Annotated in this window: 21 protein-coding genes; 10 read left to right on the forward strand and 11 right to left on the reverse strand. The window is 43.4% G+C overall.

Annotated features, from left to right (window positions below):
• Positions 1-461: 461 nt before the first annotated feature.
• Positions 462-1,697 carry a tryptophan synthase subunit beta gene (trpB, locus tag LC605_RS12965; protein WP_229547939.1) on the reverse strand — a complete coding sequence of 412 codons (1,236 nt, stop codon included), beginning with the start codon at positions 1,695-1,697 and terminating at the stop codon, positions 462-464.
• A 371-nt stretch (positions 1,698-2,068) separates the two neighbouring features.
• On the opposite strand from trpB, the gene LC605_RS12970 reads away from it, so the two are divergent.
• The gene (locus LC605_RS12970; protein ID WP_229547940.1) at positions 2,069-2,416 is read left to right on the forward strand and encodes a translation initiation factor; all 348 of its coding nucleotides are present in this window, start codon (positions 2,069-2,071) and stop codon (positions 2,414-2,416) included.
• A gap of 313 nt (positions 2,417-2,729) precedes the next feature.
• Positions 2,730-2,888 carry a YqaE/Pmp3 family membrane protein gene (locus LC605_RS12975; protein WP_229547941.1) on the forward strand — a complete coding sequence of 53 codons (159 nt, stop codon included), beginning with the start codon at positions 2,730-2,732 and terminating at the stop codon, positions 2,886-2,888.
• A gap of 947 nt (positions 2,889-3,835) precedes the next feature.
• Here LC605_RS12975 and LC605_RS12980 read toward each other — a convergent pair.
• Complete coding sequence (locus tag LC605_RS12980) at positions 3,836-3,988, reverse strand: nicotinate phosphoribosyltransferase (RefSeq protein WP_229547942.1); 153 nt, start codon at positions 3,986-3,988, stop codon at positions 3,836-3,838.
• 454 nt (positions 3,989-4,442) lie between these two features.
• Between LC605_RS12980 and LC605_RS12985 the strand changes: the two genes are divergently transcribed.
• The 3 genes from LC605_RS12985 to LC605_RS12995 are packed head-to-tail and all read left to right on the forward strand — an operon-like array spanning position 4,443 to position 7,208.
• On the forward strand, positions 4,443-5,858 hold the full coding sequence (locus tag LC605_RS12985; RefSeq protein ID WP_229547943.1) for a nicotinate phosphoribosyltransferase: 1,416 nt from the start codon (positions 4,443-4,445) through the stop codon (positions 5,856-5,858).
• Between the two features lie 43 nt (positions 5,859-5,901).
• A complete protein-coding gene (locus tag LC605_RS12990; RefSeq protein ID WP_229547944.1) occupies positions 5,902-6,501 on the forward strand; it encodes a nicotinate-nucleotide adenylyltransferase in 600 nt (199 codons plus the stop codon).
• On the forward strand, positions 6,462-7,208 hold the full coding sequence (locus LC605_RS12995; RefSeq protein WP_229547945.1) for an NUDIX domain-containing protein: 747 nt from the start codon (positions 6,462-6,464) through the stop codon (positions 7,206-7,208). The genes LC605_RS12990 and LC605_RS12995 overlap by 40 nt, the downstream gene beginning before the upstream one ends.
• On the opposite strand, the gene LC605_RS13000 is transcribed toward LC605_RS12995, so the two are convergent.
• Positions 7,179-7,355 carry a hypothetical protein gene (locus tag LC605_RS13000; protein WP_229547946.1) on the reverse strand — a complete coding sequence of 59 codons (177 nt, stop codon included), beginning with the start codon at positions 7,353-7,355 and terminating at the stop codon, positions 7,179-7,181. The two genes, LC605_RS12995 and LC605_RS13000, sit on opposite strands and share 30 nt — an antisense overlap.
• Positions 7,356-7,374: 19 nt before the next feature.
• Between LC605_RS13000 and LC605_RS13005 the strand changes: the two genes are divergently transcribed.
• On the forward strand, positions 7,375-9,144 hold the full coding sequence (locus tag LC605_RS13005; RefSeq protein WP_229547962.1) for an NAD+ synthase: 1,770 nt from the start codon (positions 7,375-7,377) through the stop codon (positions 9,142-9,144).
• Positions 9,145-9,677: 533 nt separating this feature from the next.
• Here the strand turns inward: LC605_RS13005 and LC605_RS13010 are convergent.
• The 5 genes from LC605_RS13010 to LC605_RS13030 all read right to left on the reverse strand — a co-directional run bounded on the left by LC605_RS13010 (position 9,678) and on the right by LC605_RS13030 (position 17,045).
• A complete protein-coding gene (locus LC605_RS13010) occupies positions 9,678-10,124 on the reverse strand; it encodes a tellurite resistance TerB family protein (protein ID WP_229547947.1) in 447 nt (148 codons plus the stop codon).
• A 175-nt stretch (positions 10,125-10,299) separates the two neighbouring features.
• Positions 10,300-10,437, reverse strand: a complete 138-nt coding sequence (locus tag LC605_RS13015) for a hypothetical protein (protein WP_229547948.1) — start codon at positions 10,435-10,437, stop codon at positions 10,300-10,302.
• 180 nt (positions 10,438-10,617) lie between these two features.
• A complete protein-coding gene (locus LC605_RS13020) occupies positions 10,618-11,538 on the reverse strand; it encodes a histone deacetylase (RefSeq protein ID WP_229547949.1) in 921 nt (306 codons plus the stop codon).
• A gap of 364 nt (positions 11,539-11,902) precedes the next feature.
• Positions 11,903-14,539 (reverse strand): EAL domain-containing protein, encoded by a 2,637-nt coding sequence (locus LC605_RS13025; protein WP_229547950.1) that lies wholly within the window; start codon positions 14,537-14,539, stop codon positions 11,903-11,905.
• A 670-nt stretch (positions 14,540-15,209) separates the two neighbouring features.
• A complete protein-coding gene (locus LC605_RS13030) occupies positions 15,210-17,045 on the reverse strand; it encodes a ShlB/FhaC/HecB family hemolysin secretion/activation protein (protein ID WP_229547951.1) in 1,836 nt (611 codons plus the stop codon).
• A 494-nt stretch (positions 17,046-17,539) separates the two neighbouring features.
• On the opposite strand from LC605_RS13030, the gene lpdA reads away from it, so the two are divergent.
• Positions 17,540-18,964, forward strand: coding sequence for a dihydrolipoyl dehydrogenase (lpdA, locus tag LC605_RS13035; protein WP_229547952.1), 1,425 nt, complete (start codon positions 17,540-17,542; stop codon positions 18,962-18,964).
• On the opposite strand, the gene LC605_RS13040 is transcribed toward lpdA, so the two are convergent.
• Entirely contained in the window at positions 18,965-19,213 is a 249-nt protein-coding gene (locus tag LC605_RS13040; protein ID WP_229547963.1) for a hypothetical protein, read from the reverse strand.
• Between LC605_RS13040 and trpC the strand changes: the two genes are divergently transcribed.
• The 3 genes from trpC to LC605_RS13055 all read left to right on the forward strand — a co-directional run bounded on the left by trpC (position 19,167) and on the right by LC605_RS13055 (position 22,070).
• Positions 19,167-20,057 (forward strand): indole-3-glycerol phosphate synthase TrpC, encoded by an 891-nt coding sequence (trpC, locus tag LC605_RS13045; protein ID WP_229547953.1) that lies wholly within the window; start codon positions 19,167-19,169, stop codon positions 20,055-20,057. The two genes, LC605_RS13040 and trpC, sit on opposite strands and share 47 nt — an antisense overlap.
• Positions 20,058-20,754: 697 nt before the next feature.
• Positions 20,755-21,006: a DUF5340 domain-containing protein gene (locus LC605_RS13050; protein ID WP_229547954.1), complete on the forward strand. Its 252-nt coding sequence runs from the start codon at positions 20,755-20,757 to the stop codon at positions 21,004-21,006.
• Positions 21,007-21,083: 77 nt separating this feature from the next.
• Positions 21,084-22,070: a phosphotransferase enzyme family protein gene (locus LC605_RS13055; protein WP_229547955.1), complete on the forward strand. Its 987-nt coding sequence runs from the start codon at positions 21,084-21,086 to the stop codon at positions 22,068-22,070.
• A gap of 321 nt (positions 22,071-22,391) precedes the next feature.
• On the opposite strand, the gene LC605_RS13060 is transcribed toward LC605_RS13055, so the two are convergent.
• Positions 22,392-22,652 (reverse strand): hypothetical protein, encoded by a 261-nt coding sequence (locus tag LC605_RS13060; protein WP_229547956.1) that lies wholly within the window; start codon positions 22,650-22,652, stop codon positions 22,392-22,394.
• Complete coding sequence (locus LC605_RS13065; protein ID WP_229547957.1) at positions 22,649-22,849, reverse strand: hypothetical protein; 201 nt, start codon at positions 22,847-22,849, stop codon at positions 22,649-22,651. Before LC605_RS13065 ends, LC605_RS13060 begins: the two co-directional genes overlap by 4 nt.
• Positions 22,850-22,987 lie beyond the last annotated feature (138 nt).

The raw sequence follows: 22,987 nt of genomic DNA on the forward strand, positions 1-22,987 counted from the left end.
ACTATCACATAACGTTTAAACTCACGGTTTTACGAAAAACCTTTATTTTTATGAAAAATTGCCATCTACCATTAGTAGGGTTTTTTGTATATAGCCTAGTTTTTACACTTCATTTTGCAATACATGAAGATTTCCAATACCTGGTTAACAGTGATTAGAGAACAATCAAAAATAATGTTCAGTATTAAGCATTAATACTGAACATTATTCGGAATTATTAGTGAATGTATACAGCCTTTTGATGAGTAGGTATTTGAAAATTTTGGTCGAGGGGTGAATGGAGAGGTTAATTAGTATTAGACATCTCCGAAAATGAATGTAGAGACGTAGCACTGCTACGTCTCTACAAGGGTTTCAGGCAACGCATAATTAATTTCTGGAGATGTCTATTGGCGAACTAGCTTTAGTTTTAAGCCAGGTCAATATGCAATAGATCAAAAGGGTTACGAGAACCGCTATACTTACGCATCACTTAAGAACTTGGCTACCGTTTGTACATCCTTATCACCGCGTCCAGAGCAGTTAATTACAATCCGGGGACAGTCAGTTAGTTGGGGACATAGGGTTTCGAGGTAGGCGATCGCATGGGCTGTTTCTAATGCCGGGATAATCCCCTCCAATTTCGACAATCGCTGAAATGCCGCTAAAGCTTCTGCATCCGTCACACTATAGTATTCGGCGCGACCAGTATCCTTCAAATAACTGTGTTCTGGCCCCACACCGGGATAATCTAAACCTGCACTAATTGAGTGTGCCTCAATGATTTGCCCATCCTCATCTTGCAGAAGATAACTCATTGCTCCGTGCAATACACCAACTCGTCCTTTTGTCAAGGTGGCTGCGTGTTTTTCGGTATTGACACCTTCTCCTGCTGCCTCAACGCCAATGAACCGAATAGAAGACTCATTCATAAACTCATAGAATAGTCCCATAGCATTGGAACCACCACCCACGCAAGCCAAGAGAATGTCAGGCAATACACCCCACTTTTCCATTGCTTGGGCGCGAGTTTCTTGGCCGATTACTGCATGAAAATCACGTACCATCATCGGGTAAGGATGGGGGCCTGCTACTGAACCGAGAATGTAGTGAGTTGTTTCCACATTTGTTACCCAATCGCGGATTGCTTCAGAAGTGGCATCCTTCAGGGTTCCAGTTCCCGCCTCCACTGGACGCACTTCTGCCCCCATCAGCCGCATTCTGAACACATTTAAAGATTGGCGTTCCATGTCATGAACGCCCATGTAAATTACGCATTCCAGGCCAAAACGAGCGCAAACTGTAGCTGTAGCAACTCCATGTTGTCCAGCACCCGTTTCGGCAATAATCCGTTGCTTACCCATGCGTTTTGCTAACAATACCTGGCCGAGAGCATTATTAATTTTGTGAGCGCCAGTATGATTTAAATCCTCGCGCTTTAAGTAAATTTGCGGCCCCGTGCGATCGGGTCGGGCATAATGAGCAGTCAGGCGTTCAGCGAAATACAATGGTGTGGCACGTCCTACATAGTCCCGTAACAACTGCTGTAGTTCTGCTTGAAAACCAGGGTCATTGCGGTATTGCTGATAAGCTGTTTCTAGTTCAGTAAGAGCAGGCATCAGCGTTTCAGGTACATATTTACCGCCAAAGCGTCCAAACCGACCTAGTGTATCGGGAACCTGAGCAGTTGGAATTGGAGATAGGGGAGTGGTAGTCACGGGCTGTTTTCGATGACGGGAAGGATTTAATTATTATAGAAAAGTCTGAAGCATATCTGGGGAATTATTAAATCAGTGAACAGTGAACAGTTATCAGTGATCACAGTTTCAGTCGGAGATTTGACCACGACACTAAACACGCCATGCCAGAGATATGGGGAACTCTAACTCCCAACGGAAAAATTAACTGATAATGCGGATACTTGATAACTGATAACTGTTGAATAAGTCTCTTCTTTGTCTCTTCTGAATGCCCAATGCCCAATTCCTTCCAATATCGGTGTAATGTTAGCCTATAGATTGATATCCCAGCAGGATGGTTGCGTAGAAGTTTCCACTGCCTTTGAAATTTTTCTTAAACATTGATTTTTATGTCTTCTTCCAATCCCAAATCTTCCGATAAAGGCTTTGTCTACCGCGAATTTGGCAACGACAACTCCGTCGCCACAGAAAGACCAATTCCAGAACTACCCCCCCAGCAACAAAATCTGAAAGTACAAGCTTCGCGCAAAGGACGCAAAGGCAAAACCGTCACAGTAATTAGCGGTTTTCAAGCCAAACCGGAAACCTTGGCAGATTTGGTGAAGCAGTTGAAAACCCAGTGCGGCACAGGTGGGACAGTTAAAGATAACGAAATCGAAATTCAGGGAGAACACAGGCAGAAAATTGTCGATATTTTGATCAAGCTAGGTTACAAAGCCAAGATTAGCGGCGGCTGATTTGGAGTGCGGTTTCCTGGATCTTAACCGTGACCGAACAATTCGCAATTGCGGACGTAATTGATAATTGATTCATCCTTCGGGTCAAAGCCCCTAATTTTAATTATGAAAAAAACAAAACACGTAGTATCAATATTCAAGCCCCGCATTCATGCGTGGGGAGTGAAAAAGCGAATTGCGAATTGGTAATTGCGAATTGGAAATGACCTAGATTAACAGAGAAAATGTTATCTTTGAGAGGTAGAAATGTGCTTGAACAGGGGGAATCACTTCGCTAACAAGCCGTTATTTGTGAGATTAATAGGAGGTTTAAATGGATTTAGTTCGGATTTTATGCGCGATTTTCCTGCCGCCTTTGGGAGTTTTTTTACAAGTAGGTTTTGGTATAGACTTTTGGATTAATATAATTTTGACCCTTTTTGGTTACATTCCTGGGATTATTCATGCAGTGTGGATAATTTCTAAGAAATAGTTCTTTGTGGCGGTAGGTTTGAGGCTCTGTATCCAGTGATAAATTGAATCAGTAGCCTCAATGAATGCATTTCCATATTCAGCATGGAAACAAGGAAAATAAATTACCTGCTTTTGTATTTGTAAATTTAATTAAACAAAAATCTTTAATAATCCTAAGAGGATGTTTTAAAAGTCCTCTTCTCGGTAACAAAACGTTTTTGATCCCCCTAAATCCCCCGATAAATTGGGGGACTTTGATTCCGGTTCCCCCCAACTTATCGGGGAGCCAGCGCGGTCTTCTCCCAAGGGGAGACGCCAAAGGCGATGGGGGTTTCCCCCATGAGCGACTGGCGTGGGCTAGGGGGGATCCAAAAGTGCCTAAAGTCACAGTGAAAAACTTTTCAAACAACCTCTAAGAGGATTTTTGGTAACATCTAAGTCAGTCAAGTGAGTCCGCGCTAGCGATCGCCCCCCGTTATAGCCCAATACACTTGGGTTAAGCATTTCCTCCTTCTCTCTTCTCTCTGTGTTCTCTGCGCCTCTGTGGTTCGTAAAAAAAAGAGTTTCAGCCCTTTTGTGAACCCTATTGCGTTATAACCATTTTCAATCTGGTGAGGTACAGGTATGCAAATAGACCTAACCCCCAACCCGTTGCGGGAAGGGGGAACAATTCAAAGTCTCTCTCCTTTTACCAGAGAGGAATGGAAGTGAGGTCAAAATTATACTTCACGCTTAAAGAGAACCGCTATAGTCTAAACTCCAGTGATCAAGCGAGGCTTTGAAAAAGATTCAAGGTGGATTCTGATCAATAGGGTTCAGTTAGGATCCCCCCGCCTACGGCGACCCCCTTAAAAAGGGGGTAAAAGGAGTTAGGAGCAAGGCTTTTTAAGGGGGGCTGGGGGCTGGGGGGATCTTCTAAATATTAAAACGTTAACCGAACCGTATTAGCATTCTTATATTCAGCATCTAATCATAAGCATTTGTACGCTTATCATAAGGCTCACCTGTAAAGGGTTGTACGCCAATAACAGGGTAAGCATCATCATTAGGCCCAAAAATCCGCATTGCAGCTTCAGAAATATACTGGGTTATGTTCGCAATGATTTTGGAAATAGCCATAATATTTGACTCCTTATTTTTGAGTCGCTTTGATTGTGACACCTATACTTTAATACTGAATATTCTTAGCTAGCTTATATTCTCAACATATTGAGAATATATGCAATGTTTATTCAGATAACTTCGCAATACTTTAGCTTGTCAAAAAGCCAAACTTTTCTCATTAATTATAATTGTAACTTAGCTATTTTTTCAACCCCAGTCTAGGAAAGAGATTGCTAAACAAACTAGCCTTCCCAGGATATTACTTTCTTTCATTAGCTGCCTATCCAATTAACGTTATTACTAACTATTACTATTAAAGAATATTAATTTTTTGATAAAGTTAGGATTAATCTACCGATACATCTACGGTTATACGGCAATGTCAGAAAATCTACTTGCCGGGAGTTGACATTATTTATGGTAAATATTACCATAATAAAGTAGAAGCATCTTGTAAGGAAGCTCTTGCATGACAACTTTGCCAGATTTGGGTTATGTACATAAACAGCAAAGCCAGCAGAACCAGGAACTAAACCTCTCTGCGGATGACTACAGCTTACTGACCGACCTTTACCAGTTAACGATGGCAGCTTGTTACACAGGCGAAGGTATAGAACAACGACGGGCAAGCTTTGAATTGTCTGTCAGGCGATTGCCACAGGGTTTCGGTTATTTAATTGCAATGGGGCTAAGGCAGGCATTGGAATATTTAGCCAAAATCCGCTTTAGTTCGGCGCAAATTGCGGCATTACAGGCAACGGGAATTTTTGCTCACGCAAGCGATCGCTTTTGGTCACTTTTAGCTGAGGGTAAGTTTACGGGTGATGTATGGGCAGTACCAGAAGGTACGGCCGTCTTTGCCAATGAACCATTGTTGCGGGTAGAAGCACCCCTTTGGCAAGCCCAACTAGTGGAAACTTACCTTTTGAATACGATTAATTACCAGACTTTGATTGCCACAAAAGCAGCAAGGTTGCGGGATGTAGCGGGGGAGAAAGCAACACTTTTAGAATTTGGCACAAGACGAGCATTTAGTCCCCAAGGGTCTTTATGGGCGGCGCGGGCGGCGTTGGGTGGTGGGTTAGATTCCACTTCCAATGTGTTAGCAGCACTACAACTAGGACAAAAGCCTAGTGGTACGATGGCACACGCCTTGGTGATGGCATTGTCAGCAATAGAAGGCACTGAAGAACAAGCTTTTAGTGCATTTCATCGATATTTTCCGGGTGCGCCATTGCTGATTGATACTTATGATCCCGTTGCTGCTGCCCAACGCTTGGCTCAAAAAGTAAATTCCGGGGAAATGCAATTAAGTGGAGTCAGATTAGACTCAGGAGATTTAGTTACCTTATCAAAACAGGTGCGATCGCTCCTTCCCGGTGTGCCGATTTTTGTCAGTGGCGACTTGGATGAGTGGGAAATTGCCAGATTAAAAGCTGCTGGGGCCCAGATTGATGGTTACGGACTGGGAACGCGACTTGTTACAGGTTCGCCTGTAAATGGAGTTTATAAACTTGTAGACATTGATGGCATCCCAGTGATGAAACAGTCGAGTGGTAAGGTTACTTATCCAGGGTGCAAGCAGATTTTTCGCTCCTTTACGGGAGGTCAGGTAAAAGCAGATAGGTTGGGACTTTTAGGTGAAAGTTCTGTGGAAGAAGAACCTTTGTTGCAGTTGGTAGTACAAGAAGGTGAACGGGTGCAGCCGTTAGAGTCGTTGGCCACAATTTGTCAGCGTACCGCCGCCTCAGTTGCCAGTTTGCCACAACAAACACGGCGTTTGGATGATCCTGTCTCGGTGCAGGTAGAGATTTCTGAGGGGTTACGGGTATTGACGGAGGAGACTAAGAAACGAACCGCAGAGGCACAGAGAACACAGAGGTAAAAGTACTTTTTTACTGTGTCTTAATTACGAATTACGAATTAGTATGAAAATTGCTTTGTTTGGTACTAGTGCCGATCCACCAACTGCTGGTCATCAAAAAATTCTGAGTTGGTTATCTGAGCGTTATGATTGGGTAGCGGTTTGGGCAGCAGATAATCCATTTAAGTCTCATCAAACAGCCTTAGAGCATCGGGCGGCAATGTTGTGGCTGTTGATTACGGATATAGACGCACCACGGCACAATATTGCTTTGGAACAAGAATTGAGTAGCTTCAGAACACTGGAAACAGTAGAAAAAGCCAAGCTTATTTGGGGTGAGGATGCTGAATTAACCTTGATTATTGGTTCAGATTTACTGAGTCAGCTACCACGTTGGTATCGCATTGAAGATTTGTTACAGCAAGTGCAACTACTGATCGTGCCGCGGCCGGGATATGCAATAGATGAGTCTAGTTCAGAGGTAGTGCAAAAGCTGGGAGGGAAGATTGCGATCGCCAGTCTGACCGGTCTAGATGTTTCCTCAACAGCGTACCGCGAACATGGAGATCCCCAAGCCCTCACAGCCCCTGTAGTTGCCTATATTAATAGAGAGCATTTGTACGAATGCCAGGACGTTCACCAAAAAAGATACCAACTCCGTTAAACCAACAACCTTTGGCCGATTTCAAGGTTGGTGTTGATAATGTAATTTTTTCTGTAGATACTGTACAAAATCGGCTGTTAGTTCTACTAATAATGCGGCAGCAAGAACCATTTTTAAATCATTGGAGTCTTCCCGGTACTTTGGTACGTCCAGGAGAGTCTTTAGAAGATGCCGCCTATCGCATTATGGCGGAGAAAATTAAGGTCAACAATCTCTATTTAGAACAACTGTATACATTTGGCGGGCCGAATCGCGATCCACGGGAAGCAACTGATAGTTATGGTGTGCGCTATCTATCAGTTAGTTACTTTGCCTTAGTGCGATTTGAGGAAGCCGAATTGATTGCCGATCGCATGACTGGCATAGCTTGGTATCCAGTAAAACAAGTCCCGCAATTAGCTTTTGACCATAATCAAATTCTGGCTTATGGACATAGGCGGTTGCGAAATAAATTAGAGTATAGTCCGGTAGCTTTTGAAGTCTTGCCAGAAATGTTCACCTTGAATGATTTATATCAGTTATACGCCACAGTTTTAGGTGACAATTTTTCCGATTATTCTAATTTTCGGGCGCGTCTACTCAAATTAGGTTTTTTATGCGATACCGCAATTAAGGTATCACGGGGTGCTGGTCGTCCAGCTAGTTTGTATAAGTTTGACGCGGAAGCTTTTGCTCCCTTAAAAGATAAACCTTTGGTGTTTATTTAATGAACCGTATTGGGATGAGGGAGATGAGGGGGATGAGGGGGATGAGGGGGATGAGGGGGATGAGGGAGATGAGGGAGATGAGGGGGATGAGGGAGATGAGGGACAAGAATTAATAACCAATGCCCAATGACAAATGACCAATGACAAATGACCAATGACAAATAATATGAAAATAGCGATCGCTCAAATTAATCCTACTATCGGTGATTTGCTTTTAAATGCCCAAAAGATCCTGGAGGCGGCACAACGGGCAGCATCTAACGGTGCGCGTTTGTTGTTGACACCAGAACTTTCTTTGTGTGGCTATCCACCACGAGATTTATTACTAAATCCTAGTTTTGTGGAGGCGATGGGCATCACTTTACAAAACTTGGCTGAAGATTTACCACCAAATTTAGCTGTGTTGGTGGGAACTGTTGAACCGAATACCAAAGCACATATTAGTGGTGGTAAAACCTTATTTAACAGTATAGCTTTGTTAGAGAATGGGAAAGTCAAGCAAGTTTTTCACAAGCGACTTTTGCCTACTTACGATGTATTTGATGAACGTCGCTATTTTGAACCTGGCTTGGAAGCTAATTATTTCACTCTAGATAATATTCATATTGGTGTAACTGTTTGCGAAGATTTATGGAATGATGAGGAATTTTGGGGCAAACGTAGTTATACAGTAAATCCGATTGCTGACTTAGCAATTTTGGGTGTAGATTTAATTGTAAATTTGTCTGCTTCTCCCTACACTGTAGGCAAGCAGCAGTTTCGTGAAACAATGCTCAGGCATAGTGCAGTACGTTTTCAACAAGCGGTTATTTATGCTAATCAGGTTGGCGGAAATGATGACTTAATTTTTGATGGACGTAGTTTTGCTTTGAATCGTCAAGGTGAAGTTATATGTCGTGCCCCTGGTTTTGACACCGATTTAATGGTAGTTGAATTTGATGAGGGGCAACGGGATTTGCAGTTGGGTTCTGTAGCACCTGCGTATGAATCGGAAGATGAAGAAATTTGGCAAGCTTTGGTTTTGGGAGTCCGAGATTACGCTCGCAAGTGTCACTTTTCTAAAGTAGTGTTGGGTTTAAGTGGCGGGATTGACTCTGCAATAGTAGCTGCGATCGCCACGGCTGCACTTGGTAAAGAAAATGTCCTCGGTGTTCTCATGCCTTCCCCTTATAGTTCTGACCATTCCATTAGCGATGCTTTGGCATTAGCCAAAAATTTGGGGATTAACACTAATCTTTTACCAATTGGCGAATTAATGCAAGGCTTTGATCAAACTTTAGGTGATTTGTTTGCAGGTACTGAGTTTGGACTGGCAGAGGAGAATATCCAATCTCGGATTCGCGGTAATTTATTAATGGCGATCGCTAATAAATTTGGCTATCTGCTTTTATCTACCGGTAATAAGTCAGAAATGGCTGTCGGTTACTGTACTTTATACGGAGATATGAATGGGGGGTTAGCTGTAATTGCAGATGTTCCTAAAACCCGTGTGTATTCACTTTGTCGATGGTTAAATCGCGATGTCTACGACGGGCTACGCCTACGTGAAATTATTCCGCAAAACGTCCTGACTAAAGCACCCAGCGCCGAACTCAAACCAGGTCAAGTTGACCAAGACTCTCTACCACCTTACGAAATTTTGGACGATATTTTGCAATGCCTGATTCACAACCACCAATCAGCAGTGCAAATTGTCGCAGCCGGTCACGATCAAATAATTGTAGACCGAGTAATCCAAATGGTCGGGCGGGCCGAATTTAAACGGCGACAAGCACCCCCAGGCTTGAAAATCACTGATCGCGCCTTTGGAACTGGTTGGCGAATGCCAATTGCTAGTAACTGGGTTGGTATCAGAAATGCTTACCAGACTAAAACTATAGCTACACCTACCTTAGTCTATTGGGATGGACAAAATGCCCATCCCCAAATCAAGTAATTAGTTGTTATGCTAACCACAGTCATTACATGGCTGAAATGGACACCAATGCACACTGTAATTCCACTACAATAGACATCTCTATAAATTAACGTGAGTTCGATGAACCTCTCCCTCCCAACCTCCCTCTGGGAAACGGAAAGGGAGGAGTAACCAAAAATTAAGCTTTTTACTCCCCTCTCCGCCTCGGAGAGGGGCTGGGGGAGAGGTCAAACAAGACTTGTCGAACTCACGTTAAATTAAATATGAGTTACCCAGAACCCTTGTAGAGACGTAGCACTGCTACGTCTCTACCTACATTCTTTTTCACCAGATGTCTAATAATTAAAGACGGCTTTCCGTCACAGTCTCAAATGAATGCGTGACTTTTAACTTCCCCCTTCGCCCAGCGTCTGGTAGGGAAGAGGCTGACTTATACTTGATTTTTGAACAAAACTTAGTAAACCTGTTCCCTCTTCCCTGTTCCCTCTCTACGAGTAATTCAAAAATCAAATCGGATAGCTATAGTTTAATTAAGTATATGTTGTACCGCCCTATGCACGGTTTTTAATTAACATTACTTGCACAATTTGTATTGCTATCTCACTAGAAACCCCTAAAGCTTGGTGTAAATCATTTAAGAAGTTTTTCTCTTCTTCAGCTATAATACCTTCAGCTAAAATTAGATCGGTGGCTAGGGCAAAGGCTGATTCCCGCAAGTCTTGAGATAGAGAATCTTTTGCTGCATCAAATAAAGCATTAAAACCATTGCCCTGGAGAATGCCCAAGATTTTGTCAAACAGCCCGTTCATCATCTCATAGGAATAACTTTTAAAAAGTTTCATCCGGGACAGCACAAAAGTGATAGAATTTGCTTGCTCAACAGAAAGATAACCGTCTGAAGCTGTGGCCGTCAATATGATCACAGCAAAAGCCTCTGGTGGATTGAGTGCTGTTTGGGTTTGGTTTTCTGTGCCCAACACAGCGTCGAATAGACCCATTGTCGTAGCTCCTTAGTTATAGTCCCAATAGCGTACGGTTACCTGTGTGTTTGGTAGATTTACAGGTAAGACTGCAACGCTATGAGACTTTCATAGTTAGTGTTCCCAGGATTTATTCACAGCGAACACTTGTACCCAATGGTTTTTCGCAAGAGCTACATTGCCATCTCTAAAGTTAGCGTTCTCCTGTCTTTTCTATTGTTTCAACTACCGCCAAACCTATGCCAGAAACTGCTATTAACAGTACTGCTGATATCAAATAGGCGTTGGTCAGCATCCGTAGGGCTTCATCGAAAAAAATATAGGTGGTCATTGGCTTCACCTTTTGAACTTTGTGCTGCTAGTACTTTTTATTTCTCCACACCCCGATCGGTGAATTTCGGTGAGAAACTGCTAACAATTGCATCTTAACAAAACTTTAGCTCTTTCAGAACCCCACTTCAACATTTTCTTTCTGAAAATTCGATGAGCTTTCTCAAAATGGGCATTAAGCTTAAAGTAAACAGCGTTTAATCGTCGCTACAACTGATTGAGAAAGAGTATCAAGGTCGTAACCACCTTCTAAGCCAAATAGAATTTTACGAGTTATCCCTAGACAATAATCAGTAAATAAAGCGTAGTCTTCTGGCTGTAAATTAATACTTGCCAAAGGATCTGCGGCATTGCCATCATAACCAGCACTGACAATCAGTAAATCCGCTTCAAAGTTAGCTAAAAACGGTACTACCTGTTTTTCAAAAAGTGGCTGATATATTGCAATATCACTACCAGGGGGTACGGGTAAATTTAATACATTATTGTGAAAGCCGCATTCAGTCGATCTTCCAGTACCGGGATAGCATGGATACTGATGTAGGGAACAGTAGGCGATACGTGCTTGGGTTTCAACGATCGCCTGAGTACCATTACCGTGATGCACATCCCAATCAAGGATGGCGACGCGGTTAATTCCGGGTTGTTCGAGGGCAAATAAAGCGGCGATCGCGGCATTAGAAAATAGGCAAAAGCCCATTCCCGCATCACTTTCTGCATGGTGTCCTGGGGGACGCGCTAATACAAAAGCCGGATTGGCCGATTTCAACACAGCCTCAACTCCATCCAACCATGCACTGACTGCCAACAATGCCACATCATAACTGCGCAAGGAAACTGGCGTATCTCCATCCAAAGGGCCGCCGCCACTAGAAGCAATTTGCCAAAGTTTTTTGATGTAGGCTGGGCTATGGGCTTTAACCAACATAGACATCAATGATGGTTGTTCTGATGCTGGTGTAGGCGATCGCCAGGTAATTTGATCTGCAAATGTAGCTGCTTTCAGGGCACTGGCGATCGCCCTTAAGCGTTCTGGTTTTTCGGGATGGTATTTTCCAGTCTTGTGATCTAAAAATTCGTCGGAATAGATGACTGGCAGCATAGAACGAAAAAGGTTGGCAGCAGGTACACTGAATGTTATTCTATCGTGACTGCTACAAACAGTTTTTCCTTGTGCAGCTCTTAGTCAATGACAGCCTTAGTACAGCTTTGCGTAAAATCGTGGCGAATTGAGGGTTTAAATTTAAACGCATAGGCGCCTCGCCTTCCCGCAGGGTAGGGGCGCAGAGGTAAGCCCAGAGGGACGCAGAGAATTCGCTATGAATTAATGAAATGTTGTAAGTACGTTGGTGCGAAAAAATTCAATTATGTTACGAAACGCAAATAAGCTTAAAACCTTTACTAATGACAAATGACCAATGACAAATGACAGCCTTAGCCAGTTAACTTTAATTGCGCCGACCTACTTATACCATTGGTCGTTTACTTTCCAGGACTTCTGTTGCAACCTTTGTAGAAAGCGGTCGGTAGAATAAAAAGCCCTGTACATCCTCACAGTTGATAGATTTCAAGAACTCCAATTCCTTTTCATTCTCTACCCCTTCGGCTGTCAATTTCAATCCTAAGCTCTGCCCCAAGCTAACTATAGCTTTGATAATATGAGCTACTTTCACATCCCGCGTCAAATCTTGAATGAAAGACTTATCTATTTTCAGATTATTTAGTGGCAAAAGCTGTAGGCGCGAGAGGGAGGAATGACCCGTACCAAAGTCATCAATGGAGATGTAAACACCCATCTGCTTTAGCTCCTCTAACACCGTTCTGGTAAAATCTAAATCTTCAATGGCTGTGGTTTCGGTAATTTCTAATTCTAAAAAGCGCGGCTCCAGCCCGGTTTCTTCTAAAACTTCGGCTATAATCTCTAGCAATTTAGGTTGGCGGAACTGCTTAAGAGAAAGATTAACAGCGATCGTCATGGGTGGCAATCCGGCATCTTGCCATGCTTTATTTTGGCTACAGGCTGTCCGCAGCGCCCATTCGCCAATGGGGATAATTAATCCATTTTCTTCGGCGAGGGGAATGAAGACACTGGGTGCGACCAACCCCATCTCTGGGTGCTGCCAACGCAACAGAGCCTCCATACCAGTAATTTCTTGTGTAATAATGTTCACACGAGGCTGGTAGTACAGCGTAAATTCTTGGCGTTCTAGGGCATAACGCAAGCTCTTTTCTAAAGTCAGGAGTTCAGGATTTTTAGAACTTAGGGAAACACTGTAGAATTGGTAGTTATTCCGCCCTTTATCCTTGGCGTAGTATAAAGCGGCATCTGCATTCTGGATTAGTGTTTCGGCATCAGGACTGTTGTTATCAAGCAAGGCAATACCGAGGCTGGCAGTGACATAAAGTTCATGCCCTTGGAGATAGAAAGCATCCTCAAAGGCTTGTAAGATTCTATGGGCCACCAGGGTTACTTCTTCAATATCATTTATTCGCGGCAGTAAGATAGTGAATTCATCACCTCCCCAACGGGCTACAGTATCTCCGCCTCTGAGTGAGTCTTTTAATCTTTGGGCGACGCTTTGTAACAATTGGTCTCCCAAAGTGTGCCCCAAAGTGTCATTAATTACCTTGAAGCGATCCAGATCGAGGAAGATCACAGCTAAACTTTCGTCATTCCGCGTGGCGTTAGGCAGGGTTTTGTCGAGCAGTTCGTTAAATAGTAAGCGATTGGGCAACCCTGTCAGCACGTCATGGAGAGCTTGATAGCGAATTTTTTCTTCTACTTGCTGACGCTGACGCGTACTAATAATACTGGCGGCCATGGTCAAAAGGGTAGATTCTTCGTGCCTTGACCAATGACGCTCAAAGGTACAATCTGCCAAACCAAGACACCCCCAGAACTCATTTTCCAAGGAAAGAGGTACCAGGAGAAGGGATTGGATGCCATCTCGAATCAGGAATTCTTGTTCGGCGACAGGAAATTTTTGGGTGATTCCGCTAATCGACTGACCCCTAGAGAGAACATCGTACCAACAGGCTAATCCAGAAGCTTCATAAGGCTGATTCTGCCAATGATGGTGGGTAGATTCAATAAAAGAGTGCGTCCATTCAAACCTTAGGCTGACGGCTATTTCCCCTGTAGCAGGATGGGGATGGTTCTCAAATAGATAGGCACGATCTGCTTGAGCAGCTTCACCTAATACAGCTAGAGCTCGCTCAATACCAGTTCCATAATTCATTTCCCCTAGCAAATAATTGGCAGCTTCGGCAACTGCCTGTAGTAAGCGATCGCGCTGGCGCAGTTCGGCTGTGGCTTGCTTTTGCTCTGTAATATCCCTAATAATAAAAGTTCTAATTAAATCACTTTGAGGAAGGTAGAGAACGGATTGTTCAAAAACTTCTGCGCCGACTTCCACCTCTCGCACAAAAGAATTTTTTTCTAGATTCTTAACTCCACTCACCAGTCCTGTTAAGATCGGGTGTTGCGTCCCAACTTCCCGAAGTTTGGGAAACTTGAGAGCTGCGGCTGGATTGATATAAGTAACTGTTCCCTGAAAATCCATCTCAATAATTGGATTGGGGATGAGTTCAGGAAAGGATGCTAGGCGAGCTAGGGCAGACTCACTAGCTGCTTCCACACTGAGATCGACAACTAGAGTTTGAAAAGGATTGGCAGGATTGGCTTGCTCTGATAGAAAACCAGATATATCTTCAACATCACAAGATTCAGAAAATGCTTGTTCCGAAAGGTTGGAAATAGCATAATATTTAGCTTGAGCTTGGTTACTGCCAAAGGCGATGATATCTCCATTCCTAAGATTGTGAGAAAAGCATTTACTGCCATTCACGAATAACCCATTAGTACTTGCTTTTCCCTTATAGTTGCCATCAATAATCTGGAAGGCGTATTGGTCATTCTCTGGAATAGTTACCCGCAATAAAATTGCGTGTTGCATTGATACTGACCGGGAAGCCAAAACAATAGTGTTTGCAGGATGCCGCCCTAGAGAATAAGTAGTCTCTCGCAAGGGGATAGTTCGCCGCCCTTGGAGGTCTTGAATGACCAATAGATGGCGTATTTTTTCCCGCTCATTTCCTAGCATGGCTGTTCCTCAAATCTCATATTTTGATGTCTTAATCTCAAAAATATTACTCACAAAAATGTATATTTTCAGGTTGTACTTTTGGGAAAATTTTTTCACTTGTTTGGTAAACATTCTGTGAGATAGTTGCAATAGCAGAGTAGCGGGAATTCGCACTGCTAATTAATGAACCGATGAATTCACGGTTAAGGGTTCTAGATCTGATCCGTGGTCTAGGTAAAACTGTGTGCGTAATAGGTTGAACATACTTTTTGTACTTGTTCAAAACAACGGTCTGGACGGGTCGTTGCTGGCTGTGGAGGATACTGGAATACCAGTCCCGTGAATCAGCAAATTCTAGCTGCTGCCGCTACATTGCTTGCAATTAGCGGTGAGAGTCGTCACAGGTGATAAATTCTGTCCCTTCGTCTATAAGTACGTTGGTACGAAAAAAATTAAGTGTGTTACGAAACGTAAATAAGCTTAAAACCTTTACTAATGACCAATGACAAAGGACAAATGACAGCCTTAGCCAGTTAACTTTAATTGCGCCAACCTACTTACCATCCAACCTTGTCTTTCTTAGGATACCCAGATTGACAATTCAAAATTCACGCATTCAAAATTCACGCATTCAAAATTTTTTGCGCAGCCTCTCATAGAGAAGGGAAGGAGAATAAACCCCTGAATTTTAAAAAGGGTTATACAGTAAACTAAAATACAGACCGTTTTCTTGTAATGTTCTGTTATTTGAGTCAACAGATACTAAAGGAATGCCCCAGTCAAGACGAACGGTGAAGCGATCGCCTTGTGACCAACGCAACCCCAGACCAACGGCAGCTAGAGTGTTAGGGTCAGGATTCTCTCCATCGGAACTGTTCCAGCCAACACCAAAATCCACAAAGGGGACGACCTGTAAGGTGCTATCTATCTCAGGTAAGCGGAGAATCGGTACTTGAACTTCAGCAGAAACAAAAGTGGCATTATCTGTCAGCAGGTAATCTTGACGGTAGCCTCGAACGCTATCCTGCCCACCTAAGCCAAATTGCTCTATGGGTAAAAGTGTTCTGGATGCTAGTTGCGTATTTAAACGTAATAACAATAAGGTTTCAGGAGCCAAAAGGCGTACCCACTGTGCTTGCCCTTGCCAAGTAAAAAAACGGTTATCAGGAGGATCTTGATTAATCGTGGGATTCAACGCATCTATGCCGAAACTGAATTGAGAGCGTAGGGCGATGACTTCACGGCTGTTACGAGAAGTCCATTCTTGAAAAAATCGCAACGCAGATACCCTGATGCGTCCTTGGTCATCAGCACCGGGCGAAAGTAGAGATGCGGGAATCCCTTCTCCCTGTAGTATCCACGAGATATCACTTTCGCGTCGGGAAGCTGTTAACCCAAGAGCGAATTCTTGTGTGGGAGTTTGGATTATGGGCTGATGGAATGTCAATTCGTAGTAGCGAGATGCCGATTCGATATCTAAAGATTTGAAAGCAGGTTCAATGACATTGCTTGATGTCGTCCCATAGTTGAAGGCAAGGGTTCCGTTGCGGGGATTAAGAGGCAATGTGTAACTAGCATCAAAGGAGTTGCTAGCATCAGTGTTAGTGTATCCTAAACTCAGACCATCTCCCAATCCAAGTAAGTTGGCTTCATTTAATTGTAATCGGCGGCGGAAACTGCCAACACTAGGCGATCGCCCATTATCAAGAACTATTTGGTTATTAAAGGTTTTTGCTTCACTGATCTTGACTTCCAAAAGACTCGTACCAGTCGCCGATCCTGCTGAGAGTTCAGCAGTCACGTTTTGAATCAAAGGATTAAGTTGCAAAAGTTGCAGTGCCTCTAGTAGACGCTGCCGATTCAGAGGCGGTGATGTCGCTATTGCTAGTCGGCTGCGGATATAATTGCGATTCAACCGCCGAGTCCCAGTTACCCGGATATCTTCTAACTTACCTTCCACCACCTGAATTTTGATCACACCGGATTGGATTGTTTGAGGCGGAATATAGGCAGCAGAAGTAATGTAACCATTTTTGACGTATAAATCAGTGATTCTAGAACGCGCTTGATACACTTCACTCAGCGAGATCGGTCGTTTGGTAAATTCAGCAGTAGCTTTGGCTAACTCTTCGGCACTGAAAACTGTGCTACCAATAACTTCAAAACGTTCAACAACAGTAGTTTGAGGAAAGTTGCCAGGGAGTGGTTCTTCAAGTGTGGGAGTTGGGGTAGAGGGTGGAAATAGTTCCGATGGTGGGGGGAGTTGCTGTGGTACTTCAGGTGACGGAAGTGGGGAAGGTGTGGATGGTTGCACATCCTGGGGTCGTGGGATTTGTTGAGGTGTGGATGGTTGCACATCCTGGGGTCGTGGGATTTGTTGTGAGAGGATAAAATTAGTATTTGCTAATGGAGTAGTATCAACAGCCTGAGCTTTCAGTGGACTAAAAAATATGTTGTTGAGTAATAGAAGCATACTCATCGGTAAGCAGGACACTATAAAATTTTGGGAGTATTTGTCAATCATCGTAGTGGAATATTTTTTGTCAAAAACTATCGGATTATACAGCGATTGCTTCAGATGTGAATCTTACTTGATCTTTTATCGCAAAAGTTGATATTTTGGGGAAATTTCAATTTAGAGGATGTTTGAAAAATCCTGAACCACTAGTACCGCTTCGCGTAATTCGGAATTCATAATTACTGTTGTGTAAGGGTTTTAGACATTTAAAATGGGTGGCTGATTTCCGCCGACCTGTACTAGTACTCCATCAGGGCAACTTTGCTTGGTAAATCAACTTTTTATTTCTTCCTTTGCCCTCTTCTCCAACGAACCGCAGAGGTACAGAGAACACTGAGAGAAAGATTCTAATTTGGCGAATAGACATCTAGCGATCGCTTGTGTAAATCCTCTGGATAAATCTGAAATTTTTCGCGCCACTTGCGGAGGAAGTTTTGAACCTTTACTTTTTTGATAAAAAAAGTTGAGAATAAATAGACGAACCACAGGGGGAAACTAACGTGAGTCAAGGATTTGATTACGATTTAGTAATTATCGGCGCTGGTGTAGGCGGACATGGCGCAGCCTTACACGCCGTAAGTTGCGGTCTGAAAACAGCGATTATTGAAGCTGCTGATATGGGAGGAACCTGTGTTAATCGGGGTTGTATTCCTTCCAAAGCGCTGCTGGCGGCATCTGGACGTGTGCGGGAGTTACGCAATGCCCACCATCTCAAGTCCTTGGGAATTCAAATTGGTAGCGTGGAATTCGATCGCCAAGCGATCGCCAATCATGCTGGTAATCTCGTCTCGAAAATTCAAGGCGACTTAACCAACAGCCTCAAACGTCTAGGAGTCGATATCATCAGGGGTTGGGGAAAAATCGCTGGGGCACAAAAAGTCTCTGTTAGTGGAGATGGTGGTGAAAAAACGATCACAGCCAAAGACATCATCCTTTCCCCTGGTTCAATTCCTTTTGTACCTCCAGGGATTGAAGTAGATGGCAAAACCGTCTTTACCAGCGATCAAGGTGTGAAGTTGGAATCACTACCAGACTGGGTAGCAATTATTGGCAGTGGTTACATCGGCTTGGAATTTTCTGATATTTACTCAGCTTTGGGTTGTGAAATCACCATGATTGAAGCCCTAGATCAGTTAATGCCAGGATTTGACCGCGACATTGCCAAACTTGCCGAACGAGTGCTAATTACTCCCCGCGATATTGAAACCAAAGTGGGGATATACGCCAAAAAAGTCATCCCAGGTTCACCTGTAGTAATTGAGTTAGCAGATTTCAAAACCAAAGAAGATGTAGATGTCATCGAAGTAGATGCTTGCTTGGTAGCTACAGGACGCATCCCGGCGACCAAAAATCTGGGTTTAGAGTCTGTGGGTGTGGAACTTGATCGGCGGAATTTTATCCCAGTTGACGATCGCATGGCAGTGCGATCAGGAGGTGAAGTCGTGCCGCATTTGTGGGCAATTGGCGATGCTAATGGGAAGATGATGTTGGCACACGCGGCTTCTGCTCAAGGCATCATTGCGGTAGAAAACATCGTTGGGAGGGAAACAATAGTAGACTATCGCAGCATCCCCGCAGCAGCATTTACCCATCCAGAGGTCAGTTATGTAGGCTTAACGGAAACAGCAGCTAAGGAGTTGGGACAAACCGAAGGGTTTGAAATTGCCACAAGTCGAAGTTACTTTAAAGGCAATTCCAAAGCGTTAGCAGAAAATGAAAGCGACGGTATTGCCAAAGTGATATATCGCAAAGACACCGGAGAAGTCTTAGGCGTTCATATTTTCGGACTGCACGCCTCAGACTTAATTCATGAAGCCTCAGCTGCGATCGCAAACCGTCAATCTGTCCAAAGCCTCGCCCATCTAGTTCACGCCCATCCGACACTCTCGGAAGTTCTGGACGAAGCTTATAAACGAGCTATTTAGTCATTTGTCCTCTGTCATTTGTCCTTTGTCAATAAACAAGGACAAATGACCAATGACCAATGACCAATGACCAATGACCAATGACCAATGACCAATGACCAATGACAAATGACCAATGACCAATGACCAATGACCAATGACCAATGACCAATGACAAATGACCAATGACAAATGACCAATGACCAATGACCAATGACAAATTATGCAAATCCGCCGTCGTTCACCTAACCCAGCTATTGCTGTTTCCATGTTACGTTATCAAGCTGCCGTGCCTGATTCAGCGCCAAACAACATTTTGGAGGAAATTGTCTGGCAAAAAGAAGTAGAAGTTGACCAAATGCGGGAAAGGCTGCCTTTACGGGAATTGCAACATCAAGCACTTTTGGCGCCACCAACCCGTGATTTTGTCGCCGCTTTGCGCCAAGGTAAGACCAAGCCAGCGTTGATTGCAGAAGTCAAAAAAGCTTCACCGAGTAAAGGCGTTTTACGAGAAGATTTTGACCCAGTAGCGATCGCTATATCTTATCAGCAAGCCAAGGCTAGTTGTCTTTCCGTGCTGACTGATGCCAAGTTCTTTCAAGGTAGTTTTGACAACTTAGCCAAGGTTCGGGCTGCGGTTGATTTGCCCCTACTGTGCAAAGAGTTTATCATTTATCCTTACCAGATGTACTTAGCACGGGTTCAGGGTGCAGATGCTATTTTGTTGATTGCGGCTATCCTGGGCGATCAAGATTTGCAATACTTCCTCAAAATTGCTAAAAACCTGAAAATGGCAGCTTTGATTGAAGTCCATAGCTTGGCAGAACTTGACCGTGTGTTAGCCTTAGATGGCGTTTCTTTAGTCGGCATCAATAATCGCAATTTGGAAGATTTTTCCGTTGACTTGCAAACTACTTGCCAACTTTTGGCTGCAAGGGGTAGCCAATTGCAAGAGAAAAACATCCTTGTTGTCAGCGAGTCAGGACTACACAACCCAGATGATGTGAGTTTGGTGCTTACAGCAGGTGCATCTGCTGTACTGATTGGAGAATCTTTGGTAAAACAACCAGATCCGGGTGCTGCGATCGCCCGGATATTACCGAGAAATTTCTGAAATAAACACCTCCCCTGCGCCCCTTAGCGCCGGGGAACTGCACACAATAAGGACTTCCAAATAAAAAAACATCCAAAAATCTCACACAACAATCCTCTGTCTTCTTCATCTCTCTGTGCCGCGCCAGTTGCTACAAGGGAGAAGACCGCAATGCTTTTCCTCCCCTTAATCCCCTAGAGACGAGCGTAGCTTTAGGGGGGTGGGGTTCTCCGGGTTTAACAAGTAATTAAGCGGACATGATATAACTTCTTTCTGGAAAATCCCACAGTTGGGCGATCAATCGGGCACACTATACGTAGACATTTAGCACTTTGCCGTCAAGTATGATCAATATTTTACCAAATCTTCATTGTTAATCAAATCCAATCCATAAGCAACGAATTATTTCTTATCTAAGTACGTTGGTGTGAAAAAACTCAAGTATGTTACAAAACGTAAATAAGCTTAAAACCCTTACGAATGACAAATGACAAATGACGAATGACAAATGACAAATGACAAATGACGAATGACAAATGACAAATGACAAATGACAAATGACAAATGACAAATGACAAATGACAAATGACAAATGACGAATGACAAATGACAGCCTTAGCCAGTTAACTTTAATTGCGCCGACCTACTTAACAATTCCTTGGCAAGAGACAAACTCTAACTCATACAAAATCCCAACTTGAAATCAAAATATAACTTCATGGAGCAAATTCCTCTACCTTCACCTATTCACTACGAACTGATACTTCAACTCTTAGAAAGACAAACCATGTTAGCAGTAAATGATCATCCAGATTTACGGCATCAGGTAAATCAGCTAATTATTACTCTTCGTAAAGCTGCTGTGCAACAAAAGCGGCTAGAAGAAATTTGCGAGTTTTCCTCTGTAACTATTGACCACCGTTGGTCGATCAACCATCATAATGATCGCAAAGTTATTGCCCCCGATTGAACCTGATAACTTAATGTCTAAACCTCATTTATACAAAAATTATCTTAATGCTGTCAAAAATGTCTGTCAATGGAAAAATGCAGGATAACATCTATGACTACATAGCGAAAGCTGCCCTTGCCCAATATGGTATGGCTCAAGGAGAGCGTTATTTTTTAGGTCATAGTGAAAGCGCAACCTTCTGTATAAAAACACAAGCGGAAAAATTTCTTCTCCGTATTCATCGACCAATATTTAGGCTCCAAGGCGATGTATGGCAAAGACCACAGGTGATTGAGTCAGAACTTCTGTGGCTTACTGCTTTGCGTCATGACACAGAGGTTGTTGTGCAAGAACCAGTAAGAAATCTACAAAATAGATGGGTCACTCAAGTTTTAGCAGATGAGACCGGACAAGTGTTTTATTGCTCACTGCTGCATTGGATTGATGGCAACAACCTCAACGAACAACGAACTCCAGAACAGGCTTACCAACTCGGTTTGTTGCTAGCTCGATTGCACCAGCATAGTAGTCAGTGGCAACTGCCAGAAAACTTTGTTCGCCCAGCCTATGATCAGAATCGGCTGCAAGCAGCACTTTCGGCACTTTATCCAGCAGCATTACAAGAATTGATTTCAGCAGAAGATTACAAGACCCTCGAAGTAGCGGCTTGCCAAATTCAAGAGATGATAGAAACACTGGGTCAGAAACAAAATATCTGGGGGCTGATTCACGCTGATCTTCATGAAGGCAACTATCTATTGCATAACGAGGAATTCCGTCCAATCGATTTCGCTCGCTGTGGGTTTGGATACTATCTTTACGATATTGCAAGTTCGCTTCAATATTTACTTCCCTCTATCAGACCTTCCTTTCTTAAAGGCTATGAAACTATCCGTAAGCTACCTGAACACTACTTACAAATTACAGAAGGTTTCTTTATCATGGCGCTGATTGAAGTACTTTCTTTTCATATAAATAATCCGCAAGAGCATAAGTGGATTTCGGAAACCGTGCCGTATATCGTTAAAGAACACGTTCATGCGTATCTTGAGGGCGAGTCATTTCTGTTTGATAAATACTAAGTACAGATGCAGCATAAAATCGTGGCGAATTGAGGGTTGAAATTTAAACGCATAGGCGCTTCTCTACGAGACGCACTCGCGTTCGCCTTCCCGCAGGGTAGGGGCGCAAAGGGAAGCGCATAGGCGCCTCGCCTTCCCGTAGGGTAGGAACGCAAAGAGAATTCGCTACGAATTAATGAAATGTTGTACTAAGGCAGTCGGTGGCGGTTATGGCACAACAACTTCATTGATCTGGGTTGCGAATGATGTCTCGGCAGTCAGTGTGGAGTTTTGGATCGTCAAAGAGCCACGAGAACAGGATATGAGTGTCGATGAGGTAGCTCATTCCCATTGCTGGAGTTCGTCTTCTGGGAGTGGTTCAAAGAAAGCATCGCCGAGTTTTCCTTTCAATAAACCAGGGGTGCGGGGTTGTGTACGTTCTTGACTCAAACCTAGTCGAAAGTAGTGAATTAAGTCATAAAGTTCTGCTAAGTAAGTGGGCGCGAAAAAATTCAATTTCGCGTCAGCTAACTGGGTTTGCCGATACTTTTGATCGTCAAAGAGCCACCACAGCAGGATATGGGTGTCGATGAGGTAGCTCATTCCCATTGCTGGAGTTCTTCTTCTGGAAGTGGCTCAAAGAAAGCATCGCCGAGTTTTCCCTTCAATAAACCAGGGGTGCGGGGTTGTGTACGTTCTTGACTTAAACCTACTCGAAAGTAGTGAATTAGGTCATAAACTTCTGCTAGTTTGTCTTCAGGGATGTTTTGCAATTCTTGGACAATCTTTTGTATCAGCATAAGTCAAACTCTATAGTTCCAAATCTCATAGTCAAATATAGTCAGACGTTTGAAATTTAGGTTTAAGCTACCCCAAATTCAGGATGGACATCCTTGGATATTGGGATTAGTGGCCTTGGATGTACTACCAGACATCCC

This window comes from Nostoc sp. CHAB 5836 (assembly GCF_020829445.1).
Lineage (GTDB): Bacteria > Cyanobacteriota > Cyanobacteriia > Cyanobacteriales > Nostocaceae > Nostoc.